The organism is Streptomyces sp. NPDC006997 (genome assembly GCF_040635175.1).
Taxonomy (GTDB): domain Bacteria; phylum Actinomycetota; class Actinomycetes; order Streptomycetales; family Streptomycetaceae; genus Streptomyces.
In genome coordinates this window covers 23,655-36,493 of the sequence record NZ_JBEYHH010000045.1, presented here as the reverse complement: position 1 = coordinate 36,493, position 12,839 = coordinate 23,655, and the positions used below count along the sequence as shown (strand labels likewise).

The following is a 12,839-nucleotide window of genomic DNA, read 5'->3' as shown; positions in this document are numbered from 1 at the left end:
CGCGCTGACCTCGGCGTTCGTTGTGCCGTCTCCGGGGCCGGGGGCCGTCTCGAAGGGGACCGTGGCCGGCAGGACCACAGGGCGGGAGCCTTACTGTCGTCCTGCCGGCGGGGCGAACGCCGCCTGGCCGGTGGTCAGCCCAGGTAGCGGCGGATCGTCGGGGTGAGCAGCTGGATCAGCTCCTCGCTCGACGCCGACGCGATCGGCTCCAGCTTCACGACGTAGCGCAGCAGGACGACGCCCCAGACCTGGCCCGCGGCCGCGTTGATGTGGATCGCCGGGACCTTGATGGTCTCCGCGGCCTGGTAGATGTCCATGCCGGCGATGCCGAGCGCCTTGCCGGCCTGCGCGAAGAGCTGGTTGGCGAGGAACTGGCGCATCTGCGCCGCGCCTTCCTCGCTGTTGACCGCCGCGTGCAGGATGCCGAGGAGCCTCGGCCGCACCTGGGGGTCCTCCCACAGCTCGAAGGCCGCGCGCAGCAGGCTCTCGGCCAGTTGGTCGCGCGGCCCGTTGATCGCCTCGGCGCCGGCCTCGCCGAGGACGCCTCCCAGCGAGTCCAGGGCGGCGGCGCGCTCGTCGGCGCCAATGGCTTCGGACATTTCTCCTCCTGGTGGGTCGGTGGTCGGTGCTGTTGTCATGCGCCGCGGTGGGCGGCAGCGAGCTTCTCGAAGGTGGCGGCCAGCGGCAGGTTGTCCCAGAAGGCGGGCGGCCTGCGGAAGTACACCCCGAGCTTGTGGTACTCCTCGCTGCGCGAGATCGTGGCGCCGTAGACGAGGACCCGCGCGCCGCCGTACTCGTAGGGGGCGCTCTTGGCGAACCGGGCGATCTCCTCGTGGAGGGTGGTGGGGTACGCGGTGTCGTCCGGGCTCACCGAGGAGAAGCAGATCCGGTGGATGTCCGGGGACTGGTAGCTGAAGGTCGGATAGATCGAGAAGGAGTTCTGGACGAACTCCAGGAGCTGCGGGTTGGGCGCCGGCAGCTTGGTGTCCTCCAGCAGCGACAGGACGGAGTTCTCCTCGAGGGAGCCCGCCATGAAGTACACGTTGACGGTGTGGCGTATGTAGTCGATGCCGATGATCGAGATCCGGTTGTCCATGCCGAGGTCGGCGAAGGTGCGGGCGTGCTCGGCGACGCTGCGCGGCATGGACGGCAGCGCGGCGAGCGTCGACAGCTTCCCCAGGTTGTCCAGCGGGAAGAAGACGTACGTCTTCTTGAAGCCGCCGACGACACCGCTCTCGACCCCGTAGAAGGTGACGGGGCTCGACTCCACGATCTCCGGGAGCAGGTTGGCGATCGGGTGGTCCGTCGCCTCGATCCAGCCGTTCGCCACGGCGATCTCGTACGGGTCGCCCACCTCGGTGGGCACCGTGAAGTTGTAGTCGATGTCCCCGCCGTGGCGCTCGCCGCCCGCCATGGCGAGGACGATCACGGACTCCTCCGACACCCCGTCGCCGAACGCGGACAGGACGGACATGACCTTCTCCCGCGAGCAGGGTATGTCCAGCAGGGCGGCCGATTCCTCGATGGCCGAATACACCGCTTCAGCGTTCTTCGTTTCCGACATTCTTCCTCCAGGGTTCATTACAGGTTTCCCGAGGAAACAGGAAAGAAAGCGACGGAAGACATCAGGTATTGACCATGGCTCACGCCGTGGAGGGGCCGATTTGTGCGACCGTACCATTCGTCCGCCACTTCGATCACGCGTTCCACTCGACGTCCGCTCGATATCAGCTGGAATCCGCCTGTCAGGCAGTCTTCGTCGCGGACAGCATGGCCTCGACGGTGAGGGCGTGCGGCGGAAGATTGTCCGGATCGTCGGTGACTGCCTTGGTGACCGTGAATCCGCATTGCTCGAGCCAGCTCTGCCAGGTCGAGAGTTTCTGCGGCCCGCCCTGCCCCATGGTGCAGCCGATGAAGAAGCTGGGGTAGAAGTCGACGGTGTAGTTCTCGGTTTCCTTGAGGTTCTCGGGAAACACCGGTACCAGGACGTGGACCTGGCCACCGACTTCCAGTGACGTGTTGACGCCTTCGAGAATCCGGAAAACGTCACTCTTGTCGAACATGGGCAGGAAGTGCTTGATGAGTACGACGTCGAATCCCTTGGGGACTTCCTCGAAGACGTCACCGCCGATGAACGAGCAGTGTTCCTCGACTCCGTGGGAGCGGAAGTTCTCCAGGCATTCCGCCTCCTTCTCGGGCAGGTCGAAGGTGGTGACCCGCAGCCCGGAGGAGTTCGCCAGCCTGAGGGTGTTGACGGCGCCGAGGCCGGTGTTCCCCGCGAGGTCGAGCACCCGGGACCCGGCCGGGATGTCGACCTGGGAGAAGAACCAGGGGTCGACGTGGGCGGTGACCGTGTTCATCAGCTTCGCCCACGGCTCGCGCAGTTCCGGCAGTTCGGCCAGGGCGCCGTACAGGTCGCCGTCGAAGCCGTACAGCTCCTTCAGGCCGACGGTCGTGCCGGTCCGTACGCTCTCGGTGAGGTAGAACAGCTGCCGCAGCATGACCGCCTTGATCATGTCCAGGTCGGCGAGCGCCTGCTGGAGGTCCTTCTCGGCGACCCCCGCGAGCGCGTCGAGGGTGTAGGTGCCGACGGCCTCGTCGTGGGCGACGAAGCCCTCCTTGACGAGCAGCAGCAGGAGTTGTTCCACGGCGTCCGGCTTCGCGCCGGCCACCTTTCCCAGTTCGGCCGCCGTCAGGCCGGGGCTGTCCCGCAGCGCGTCGACGAGGCCCAGCTCGAAGCAGGACAGCAGGGTCATGAACCGGGACGGCCCCACCATGTACTCACGGAACCGAGCCAGCGTGGCTTCTGGCGTCATGTCACTGGCCTCTCTCAGTAGCGGTAGTGGTACGGGCCCTCCCCCGCACGCCGGTGTACTCGGCCTGCTGCGGGCGGAGGGCGGTCAGCTTGACGCCGGGGGCGTCGGGGTGCTCGCGCGGCACGTGGACGCCGGCCGGGCCGGTGTCGAGGAGCCTGGTGCTCGGCGGACTCAGGACGTTGCGGTGGATGTCCAGGGCCGCCGTGGACTTGTTGAGGGTGATGTAGTGCAGACCGGGGGCGCCCTCGGCGAGAAGCCGCTCGGCCATGGCGGTGGCGTACTCGACGCCGATGCGGTGGCCGTCGCGCGGGTTGCTCCTCGCCGCGTGCAGGCGGGCGGCGAGGGCCTCGGGGAAGGCCGCGTCGGAGAGTTCGGCGAAGCGGGTGATCTGCCGGTGGTCGGTGGCCGGCATGATCTCCGGGATGATCGGGATGTCGCAGCCGGCGGCCGCGACCCGGTCCCGCAGCCGCAGGTAGTCCTCCACGTGGAAGAACATCTGCGTGATCGCGTAGTCGGCGCCCGCCCGGCACTTGGCGACGAAGTGCCGGATGTCGGACTCCCAGCCGGGCGAGCGCGGGTGCTTCTCGGGGAAGGCGGCCACCCCGACGCGGAAGTCGCCCAGCGAGCGGACCAGTTCGACCAGTTCGTACGCGTAGCTGAAGCCCTGGGGATGCGCCGTCCACGCTCCCTTCGGGTCGCCCGGCGGATCGCCGCGCAGCACCAGGACGTCGCGGATGCCCGCGTCCGCGTACCGGCCGATGATGTGGCGCAGTTCGGCCACCGAGTGGCCGACCGCGGTCAGGTGGGCGACGGGGCGCAGGGTCGTATCGGCGGCGATGCGCCGGGTGACCGCCACCGTCCGGTCCCGTGAGGAGCCGCCCGCGCCGTAGGTGACGGACACGAAGTCCGGCCTGAGCGGTTCGATGCGCCGGATCGCCGACCACAGTGTCTGCTCCCCCCTGGCCGTCTTCGGGGGGAAGAACTCGAAGGAGAACGTCGTCACGGGCGGCCTCCGGCGGTGGAGTGGGTGGCCTCGGGTGCGGGGCGGGGCTGGAGGAAGCGGGCGCCGCGGTGCGTCGCGGCGGGGCCCTCACCGGTCACGGGCCGTTCGTGCGCGCGGCGGGCGGGGTCGTGCTCGGATGCGGCGTGGTGGGTTGAGCGGACGGTGGCGGGGCCGGTGGTGTCGAGGGTCCCGTTGCCGCCGCGGGGGTGCTCGACGTGCTTCCGTGGGGGGTGCTGTGTCCGGAGCGCGGTGCCCCGCGCCCCGTCGGCGGCCGTGGCCGGTGCTTCGCGCGCCGCGGTGACGGGCAACCGCTGTCGGCCGGTCCTCACGACACACCGGCCAGACGGGGTTCGAGCGCGCGGGCCGCGTCGTCGCCGTAGGCCCGGCCGATACGGGCGATCAGGTCGGTGGCGAGCAGCTTGTACTCCTGGGTGCCGACCGACTCCAGCACGGTGGTGGCCAGCGCGCAGCCGAGCCGGGCGGCCTGCTCGGGCGGCCACTGCCAGGCCACACCGGCGAGGAACCCGGCGCGGAAGGCGTCGCCCGCGCCCGTGGGGTCGGCGATCCGGTCCGCGGGTACGGCCGGGACGTGCAGCCGGGGGCCGTCGGCGCGGGCCAGTGACACCCCGTCCGCGCCCCGTGTGGTGATCCAGGTGCCGACCCGGGCGAGGAGGTCGTCCTCGCTCCAGCCGGTGCGTTCGCGCAGCAGCGCCGACTCGTAGGCGTTGGTGAACAGCCAGGTGGCGCCGTCGACCAGGTGGCGGGCCTGCTCGCGGTCGACGCGGGCCAGTTGCTGGGAGGGGTCGGCCGCCACGGGGACGCCCAGGCGGTGGGCGGCGGCGGTGTGCCGCAGCATGGCGGTGGGGTCGTCGGCGCCGACCAGGACGAGCGCGAGCGGTCCGCGGTGCGCGGCGGTCTCGGCCAGGTCGATGTGGCGGGCCTCGGCCATGGCGCCGGCGTAGAAGGTGGCGATCTGGTTCTGGTCCTGGTCGGTGGTGCACACGAAGCGCGCGGTGTGCAGGGTCTCGCTGACCCGTACCGCGGAGGTGTCGACGCCGTTGGCCCGCAGCCAGGTGTCGTACTCGGCGAAGTCCATGCCCGCCGCGCCCACCAGGACCGGGTCGAGGCCCAGCAGGCCGAGGCCGAAGGAGATGTTGGCGGCGACACCGCCGCGGTGCACCTTGAGCTGGTCGGCGAGGAACGACAGGGAGACCCGCTCCAGCTGGTCCTTGATCAGCTGTTCGGTGAAGCGCCCGGGGAACACCATCAGGTGGTCGGTCGCTATCGATCCGGTCACGGCGATACGCACGGAAGGGCTCCTTTGTCTCCGGGGTGGGACGAAGCGGCCGGTGCCGGGTCAGCCCGCCTGTGCCGCCGCGCGCAGGGCGTCGGCGCGGTTGGTGTGCTCCCAGGTGAAGTCGGGCAGTTCCCGGCCGAAGTGGCCGTACGCGGCGGTCGCGGAGTAGATCGGGCGCAGCAGGTCGAGGTCGCGGATGAGGGCGGCCGGGCGCAGGTCGAAGACGGCGGTGATGGCGTCCTCGATCTTCGCGACGGGGACGGTGTGGGTGCCGAAGGTCTCGACGAACAGGCCGACCGGCTCGGCCTTGCCGATGGCGTAGGCGACCTGGACCTCGCAGCGGGCGGCGAGACCGGCCGCGACGACGTTCTTGGCGACCCAGCGCATCGCGTACGCGGCGGAGCGGTCCACCTTGGAGGGGTCCTTGCCGGAGAAGGCGCCGCCGCCGTGCCGGGCCATGCCGCCGTAGGTGTCGATGATGATCTTGCGGCCGGTGAGTCCGGCGTCGCCCATCGGGCCGCCGACCTCGAAGCGGCCGGTCGGGTTGACCAGCAGGCGGTAGCCGTCGGTCTCCAGTTTCATGCCGTCCTCGGCGAGCTGGGTGAGGACGGGCTCGACGACGTGCCGGCGGATGTCGGGGGTGAGCAGCCCGTCGAGGTCGACGTCGCTGGCGTGCTGCGAGGAGACGACGACGGTGTCCAGGCGGACGGGGCGGCTGCCCAGGTACTCGATGGTGACCTGGGTCTTGCCGTCCGGGCGCAGGTAGGGGACGGTGCCGTCCTTGCGGACCTCGGTCAGGCGGCGCGCGAGGCGGTGGGCCAGTTCGATCGGCAGCGGCATCAGGGTGGGCGTCTCGTCGGACGCGTAGCCGAACATCAGGCCCTGGTCGCCGGCGCCCTGGCGGTCCAGTTCGTCGGTCTCGTCCCGGGAGGCACCCTCCACGCGGGTCTCGTAGGCCGTGTCGACGCCCTGCGCGATGTCCGGGGACTGCGCGCCGATCGACACCGACACGCCGCAGGAGGCGCCGTCGAAGCCCTTGGCGGAGGAGTCGTAGCCGATGTCGAGGATCGTCTGGCGGACCAGGGTGGCGATGTCGGCGTAGGCGGAGGTCGTCACCTCGCCCGCGAGGTGCACCTGGCCGGTGGTGATCAGGGTCTCGACCGCGACGCGGGAGGTGGGGTCCTGGCGCAGCAGCGCGTCGAGGACGGCGTCGCTGATCTGGTCGGCGATCTTGTCGGGGTGGCCCTCGGTCACGGACTCCGAGGTGAACAGGCGGCGTGACATGGCGCTCCAAGGCAGGAAGGAGTGAGTACGTGGAGACAGGAGGGCCGTCGGCTGGCGCGGACCGGTCCGTGGCCGGCCCCCGTGGCGCGTACCGCGTGGTCGCGCCCGCGGTCGGGGTCCGGGGGCCGGGCACACCGCCTTCTGGCGGGAGGTGACGGCGGGCTGGTGTGCTGGCCGGTGGTGCGGGTGGCGGGCCGGGGGGCCGTCAGGTGCCGGCCCGCCTCGGGCGGGACGCTGGTGTGCGGACCGCGGACGGGCGGGGTGCCCGTTTCAGAAGGAGTGCGGGCCGAAGCGGCCCCACGCCACGAAGACGGCGACGGCGAGCAGGACCACGGCCACCACGGCCCCCTGTTGTTCCTTGCGGCGGATGTGGGTGGCGGCTGCCAGGGCCATCAGCACGGCCAGGCCCGTGGCGGCCAGGGGCACCATGACCGGCGCGACGTCGAGGGTGGCGGGCAGGATCAGGCCGACACCGGCCAGTACCTCCAGGACGCCGATGGCCTTGACGACGCCGCCGTCGAAGTCCTCGACCCAGTCCCAGCCGGACGCGGCCAGCTTCTCCTTGGGCTGGGCCAGTTTCATGGCGCCGCCCGCCAGGAAGGCCGCCCCCAGCACTGAGGCGACGATCCACAAAGTCATGTTCATGAGAGTTCTCCTCCAGGGCCCGGACCCCGCGGCGGCCCCGTTCCCCCGCGGGCAGAGAAAGACGCCGCCCGCGGCGCACGGCAGCGGGCGGCGGTGGCTCAGGCGGCCCTGCCCCGGGAAGGGGGGCAGGGTCCGCCTTGGACGTGACGGTCCGTCAGGCGGCGCGGCCGGCCTTGAGGGCGGCGGCGGTGTCCACGACGCGCCGGGCCTGGTGCCGGGCCGACTGGAGGGTGGCCTCGTCGGGGCCGGAGCCGCTGGCGCCGATGCCCGCGACGTGGGAGGTGCCGTAGGGGTTGCCCGTCTGGAACTGGATCGGGTCGGTGTAGCCGGGCGGCACGATGATGCCGCCCCAGTGGTAGAAGGTGTTGCTCAGCGCCAGGATGGTGGCCTCCTGGCCGCCGTGCGCGGTGCCGCTGGCGGTGAACGCCGAGACGACCTTGTCGGCAAGGCCGCCCTGCTGCCACAGGCCGCCGGCGGTGTCGATGAACGCCTTGAGCTGGCTGGCCACGTTGCCGAAGCGGGTGGGGGTGCCGAACAGCACCGCGTCCGCCCAGCTGAGGTCATCCAGGGTGGCCTCGGCGACATCGGCGGTGGCCTCGATGTGCTGGGCCCAGGCCGGGTTGTACTGGATGGCCTCCGGCGGGGCCAGCTCGCGGACCTTGCGCAGGCGCACGGTCGCGCCGGCCTTCTCCGCGCCCTCGGCGGCGGCCTGCGCGAGCGCGTGCACGTTGCCGGTGGAGCTGTAGTAGATGATCGAGACGTTCACGGGTGCCATGATCGGTTTCCTTCGTTAGCTGTTCATCTGACGAGACCGCAGACGTGGACTGCCGTGCGGTCAGGGGGATAGGAGGCCCGTCCCGCGTCCCGGCTACCGGGCGAGGACCAGGGTGCCGGGGGGTGCGGTGTGGAACTGGACCTCCTCGAAGCCGGCCTTGGTCAACCACTCGTGGTAGTCGCTGCGCCGCCAGGTGCTGCCCTTCTTGCTCTTCAGCAACATCTCGGAGGCGAAGATCAGCGGGAAGGCCGGGCCGCTGCGGTCGTCGTCGACGACGTAGTCGTTGACGACGAGGGTGCCGCCGGGTCTGAGGGCCTGCCGCAGTCTGGTGAAGACCTCGACGTTGCTCTCCGGCCCTTCCTGGTGGGCGATGTGGGAGTACACCGCGACGTCGTACCGCGCGGTGCCGAAGTCGGTGGTGTGGAAGTCGCCGTTGACGCAGGTGAACCGGTCGGCCACGCCGCGCTCGGCCAGCAGCCGGCGGGCGACGGCGTTGATCGGCTCCCAGTCGAGCTGGGTCGCGCGGGCGGCGGGGTTGGCCTCCAGCCAGATACCCGAGTAGATGCCCGACCCGCCGCCCACGTCGAAGATGGAGATCTCACCGGCCTCGGCGAGACCGAGCAGTTCGGCGGCGAGCGTCGCGGCGGGAACCGACTGCGCGGCGATCGCGGTCACGATCCCCTCCCAGTGCGGGTTGTTGGCGACCTCCACCACGGGATTGGCCACCGGGCCGCCGACGCGGACCACCTCGGCCAGGTCGGCCATGGCGCCCATGTGCGTCAGCTTGAGCCGGGCGAAGCTGGCGAGCGAGGCGGGCTTTCCCTCGACCAGGTAGGCGGACGCCTCGGCGGTGTTGCGGTACTGGTTCCCGTGCAGCTCGACCAGGCCCACGCTGACGAGCCCGTCGAGGAGGCTCTGCGCGCCCCGCTCGGAGATCTGGGCGCGGCCAGCCAGTTGGGAGGCGGTGCTCGCGCCGTTCTCCAAGTGGGTGAAGAGCGAGTAACTGGCTGCGGTGGCGAGGATCCCGGTAACCCAGTAGCCGTTGATCAGCCGCATGATGTTGTCCGGGGACGGCTGGCTGGTCGTCATGCTGCCCCTCCTGGGGATTGAGTGGAAGCCGTGTGGGTGCGGACCGCGGTGCGCAGGACGGTGCCGACGCGTCCGGCCTGGTCGTCGGTGCGCTCCGCGTGCAGGGGGCTGGCGAGGTCGCGGGCGAACAGGTCCGCGACCGCCTGCGGATCGATGGTGCCGGTGGCGGCGCGTACGTCGGCGAAGACGGGGACGGCGCCGACGTAGCGCACGGTGTGGGCGGGGAAGGTGTGGTCGGCGACGATGACCTCGTCCCCCGGCTTGACGCCCGGGGCGTGGTGCGAGAGTCCCGTCGTCCCTGGTGGGGACCCAGGGGCCGGGGGAAGCGTGCCGGGGGGCGGGGTGTCTTCGCTGCGCCCGGTCGGCCTGGAGGGCCAGCGGGTCCGGTTCGCCCCGCGGGACGCCTGGGCGGGACCGTGGGCCTGGGCTCCGAGGTCGGGGCCGGGCGCCGGGATGACGGGTTCTCGCCCCGCGTCCGCTGGGGCGAGCAGGTCGGTCCCGGGTGCCGCTTCCTCGGTGCGCGCGCCGCTCAGGCAATGGTCTGCGGGACGTCGGCCGCCCATGTGCCGAGTGCCATCTCGGCGGTGATGCCGGGGCCGAAGCCCGCGATCAGGCCGGTGGCGCCGGGCGCGAGGCCGCCCTCCTCGAACAGCCGCCGGGCGGCCTCCAGCACGACGGCGCTGGCGATGTTGCCGTACTCCGTCAGCGTCGCCCAGCTGTGCCGGAAGACCTTGCGGTCGACGTTGAGGAACTTCGCCAGGTCGTCCAGGATGCGCGGGCCGCCGGCGTGGACGATGTAGAAGTCCAGCTTGCCCGCGTCCCAGCTGTGGTCCTTGGCCAGTTCCCGCAGCACCGGCGCGAGCGGCTCCATGGTGCCGGGCACGCGCCGGTCCAGCTGGAAGTGGAAGCCGGTGTCGCGGACGTCGTAGGAGATCCAGTCCTCGGTGTTGGGGATCAGGTAGGAGGCGTTGCGCTCCAGTTCGATGCCCACTCCCCCGGCGCCGCGCACCACCGCCGCCGCGACGGCGTCGCCGAACAGGCCGTCGGAGAGCAGCGAGCCGATGTCGTCGGCGTCGGGCTGGTAGCACAGCGAGCACAGCTCGCAGGAGACGATCAGGACGTTGCTGCCGGGGTGGGCCACGCAGAAGTCGTGGGCCCGGTTGATGGCCGCGCCGCCCGCCGCGCAGCCCAGCTGGGCGATGGGGATCTGCCGGGTGTCGGAGCGGAAGCCGAGCTTGTTGATGAGCCAGGCCGTCAGGGACGGCATCAGGAACCCGGTGCACGACACGTAGATGATCGCGTCGATGTCCCGGGCCGCCATGTCGGCGTTCCGCAGGGCCTCTTCGATGACCTGCGGGGTCCGCTTCTTGGACTCCACCTCGTAGACGCGGTTGCGTTCCGTCAGGCCCGGGTGATGAAGCGTCTTCTCGATGGGCTGCACGATATGCCGCTTCCGGACCCCCGTGTTCCGAATCAGTCGAAGCGCGAGAGGAAGCTGAGGCTTTCCACCGTGGACCCGTTCGGCGAACGCCAGGGTCTCTTCCATCGTGATGACGTGTTCCGGCGCGCTCATCGCCGGTTTGCAAAGCCTCGGCATATCTGGAGTCCACTTCTTCGAGAGGAGACGGTGGGCTGATGGCAGGCCGTCATCACCTGCCGTCCCCCGGCGGAGACGGCGGCGGGCTCACTGGCGACCTCGACGGGGCCGACCCGGAGGTCGGTGGCCGAGCGGGCGGGAGTGTCATGGGTCGGGCACGCCGGTTCGGCCTGCCACTGAGGTGGGCGGGGGCGACTGGCACCGGTGACGCGTGTAGAGGGCGACTGGTACCGGTGACGCGTGTAGAGGGCGACTGGCACCGGTGACGCGCGTGGGGGGCGACGGCTGCCGGTGACGCCTTGGGACGAAGGAGACGCGCCGGTCCGCCGGGCAGAAGGGCGCGCTGGGGGCGGAGTCCACCGCGGCCCGGAGCCTGGCCCGCCGGGGTGCGGGCACCACACAGCACGGACTGAGGACCGGATGCGTCACAGGGAGGAGCTGCATTTCGGCCGGGTGCACCGGCACGTACGACCTCTCGCCACAATCCTGGGGGCGATTTCAGGCAGGGGAGGCGTGCGGGAATAGTGACACACCCGCCTCCTTCAAGCCAGGTTTGACGCTGAGTGACGTAGGTCACTTCGCTGGCAAAAGGATCTTTAGCGGTCTTGTAGATAGACGCTAGGTCGAGTTGAGGTGTGCCTGGTCGACTGTCGACAGGAAATAACGGTCCATTCAGCCTGAGGTGCGCTTCTTGCCCCGGCCCGCCGTTACATCGTGATGGCCCTCGCCCGCGCCAGCGGCCCGAGGGCGACGCCCTCAGCGCGACGAAACGGGATAACACCGCCCGTCGTACAGTGAGGAAAGTACCTACATGAACAGGACAGTGAACGCGGATGTCATCGTTGTCGGAGGCGGCCCTACCGGGCTGATGCTCGCTGGCGAACTGCGCCTGGGAGGGGCGAGCGTCATCGTCGCCGAGGAGTTAGAAAAGCCCACCGGCCAGTCCCGTGCCCTGGGATTCACCACCCGCACCCTGGAATCCCTGGACCAGCGCGGTCTCGTCGCACGCTACGGCGACCTGGAGACCAGTCCGATGGGTCACTTCGGGGGTGTCCCGTTCGACTACACCATCCTCAAGGACGCGCACTTCGGGGCCCGCGGCATCCCGCAGGCCCAGACGGAGGCGATCCTGGAGGCATGGGCGCTGGAGCGGGGTGCCGAGATCCGCCGGGGCCACAAGTTCCTCGCCTTCGAAGAGGACGAGAAGGGCGTCACGGTCACCGTGGCCACCCCCGACGGCAGACAGGAGCAGGTGCGGGGCCGGTTCCTGGTGGGCGCCGACGGCGGGCACAGCGCGGTGCGCAAGGCCGCGGGAATCGACTTCCCCGGCACCTCCGGGACCCAGCTCATGTACCTTGCCGACGTCGTGAACAGCGGGGTGCGGCTGCGTCCCCTGGGCGAGCGGCTGCCGGGCGGTCTGGTGCAGGTCTTCCCGATGCCCGACGGCGTGGCCCGCATCATCCTCTCGGTGTACGGCACCTCGCCCGAGGACCACGGTGAGAGCCCCGAGTTCGCCGAGGTCGCCGCTGCGTGGCAGCAGGTGACCGGCGAGGACATCTCGGGCGGCGAGGCCCTGTGGGTCAGTTCCTTCACCGACTCCACCCGCCAGGCCGCCGAGTACCGCAGGGGCCGGGTACTGCTCGCCGGTGACGCCGCGCACATCCACCTCCCGGCGGGCGGTCAGGGCATGAGCACCGGCATCCAGGACGCGGTCAACCTGGGCTGGAAGCTGGCCGCCACCGTCCGGGGATGGGCACCCGGGGACCTGCTGGACACCTACCACGACGAGCGTCACCCGGTGGGCGCCCGGCTGCTGTCCAACACCCGTGCCCAGGGAATGGCCATCTTCGGCGGTGACGACTCCCAGGCACTGCGCGACCTGTACACGGAGCTGATCGCCCTGGACGAGGTCAAGCGGCATCTGGCGGGCGCGGTCAGCCACATCGACATCCGCTACGACGTCGGCCCGGACGCCCACCCGCTCGCCGGCTACCGCCTGCCGCCGCGCACGCTGGACACCGCCGACGGGCCCACGCGGACCCCCGAGTTGCTGCACCGGGCGCAGGGCGTCCTGCTCGTCCTGGCCGACGAGCCCGAGGTGCGGGCGGCGGCGGCCGGCTGGAACAGCCGGGTCACCACCGTCGTCGGAACGCTGCCCGCCCCCTTCGACGAGGTCGCCGCGCTCCTGGTCCGCCCTGACGGGTACATCGCCTGGGCGGGCAGCGACGAGTCCGGTCTCGACAAGGCCCTGCACCGCTGGTTCGGCACCCCCGGCACCCCCGGCACCCCCGACGGCGCGAGATAACCGCCGTCGGGTCCTGGTTCCCGGTTCC

Annotated in this window: 12 protein-coding genes and 1 pseudogene; 1 reads left to right on the top strand and 12 read right to left on the bottom strand. The window is 70.9% G+C overall.

What is annotated here, in order from left to right; genetic code table 11:
• Positions 1–134 precede the first annotated feature (134 nt).
• From ABZ659_RS31570 to ABZ659_RS31515, 12 genes and pseudogenes are all read right to left on the bottom strand, one after another.
• Positions 135–599 (bottom strand): hypothetical protein, encoded by a 465-nt coding sequence (locus tag ABZ659_RS31570; protein WP_360226854.1) that lies wholly within the window; start codon positions 597–599, stop codon positions 135–137.
• A gap of 35 nt (positions 600–634) precedes the next feature.
• On the bottom strand, positions 635–1,564 hold the full coding sequence (locus tag ABZ659_RS31565) for an aromatic prenyltransferase (protein WP_360226851.1): 930 nt from the start codon (positions 1,562–1,564) through the stop codon (positions 635–637).
• Positions 1,565–1,745: 181 nt separating this feature from the next.
• Positions 1,746–2,816, bottom strand: a complete 1,071-nt coding sequence (locus ABZ659_RS31560; protein WP_360226848.1) for a methyltransferase — start codon at positions 2,814–2,816, stop codon at positions 1,746–1,748.
• Between the two features lies 1 nt (position 2,817).
• Complete coding sequence (metF, locus tag ABZ659_RS31555; RefSeq protein WP_360226845.1) at positions 2,818–3,819, bottom strand: methylenetetrahydrofolate reductase [NAD(P)H]; 1,002 nt, start codon at positions 3,817–3,819, stop codon at positions 2,818–2,820.
• Positions 3,816–4,148, bottom strand: coding sequence for a hypothetical protein (locus ABZ659_RS31550; RefSeq protein WP_360226842.1), 333 nt, complete (start codon positions 4,146–4,148; stop codon positions 3,816–3,818). The genes metF and ABZ659_RS31550 overlap by 4 nt, the downstream gene beginning before the upstream one ends.
• Positions 4,145–5,128, bottom strand: a complete 984-nt coding sequence (locus tag ABZ659_RS31545) for a carbohydrate kinase family protein (protein WP_360226839.1) — start codon at positions 5,126–5,128, stop codon at positions 4,145–4,147. Before ABZ659_RS31545 ends, ABZ659_RS31550 begins: the two co-directional genes overlap by 4 nt.
• 48 nt (positions 5,129–5,176) lie before the next feature.
• Positions 5,177–6,400 carry a methionine adenosyltransferase gene (gene metK, locus ABZ659_RS31540; RefSeq protein ID WP_360226836.1) on the bottom strand — a complete coding sequence of 408 codons (1,224 nt, stop codon included), beginning with the start codon at positions 6,398–6,400 and terminating at the stop codon, positions 5,177–5,179.
• 270 nt (positions 6,401–6,670) lie between these two features.
• Entirely contained in the window at positions 6,671–7,045 is a 375-nt protein-coding gene (locus ABZ659_RS31535) for a DoxX family protein (RefSeq protein WP_360226833.1), read from the bottom strand.
• A 154-nt stretch (positions 7,046–7,199) separates the two neighbouring features.
• Complete coding sequence (gene wrbA / locus ABZ659_RS31530) at positions 7,200–7,823, bottom strand: NAD(P)H:quinone oxidoreductase (RefSeq protein WP_360226911.1); 624 nt, start codon at positions 7,821–7,823, stop codon at positions 7,200–7,202.
• 90 nt (positions 7,824–7,913) lie between these two features.
• Positions 7,914–8,909 (bottom strand): class I SAM-dependent methyltransferase, encoded by a 996-nt coding sequence (locus ABZ659_RS31525; protein ID WP_360226830.1) that lies wholly within the window; start codon positions 8,907–8,909, stop codon positions 7,914–7,916.
• A gap of 128 nt (positions 8,910–9,037) precedes the next feature.
• A pseudogene (locus tag ABZ659_RS31520) lies at positions 9,038–9,184 on the bottom strand (DegT/DnrJ/EryC1/StrS family aminotransferase); the annotation flags it as partial.
• A gap of 254 nt (positions 9,185–9,438) precedes the next feature.
• Positions 9,439–10,506 carry a type III polyketide synthase gene (locus ABZ659_RS31515; protein ID WP_360226827.1) on the bottom strand — a complete coding sequence of 356 codons (1,068 nt, stop codon included), beginning with the start codon at positions 10,504–10,506 and terminating at the stop codon, positions 9,439–9,441.
• Between the two features lie 811 nt (positions 10,507–11,317).
• Here ABZ659_RS31515 and ABZ659_RS31510 point away from each other — a divergent pair.
• Entirely contained in the window at positions 11,318–12,811 is a 1,494-nt protein-coding gene (locus tag ABZ659_RS31510; protein WP_360226824.1) for an FAD-dependent monooxygenase, read from the top strand.
• Positions 12,812–12,839 lie beyond the last annotated feature (28 nt).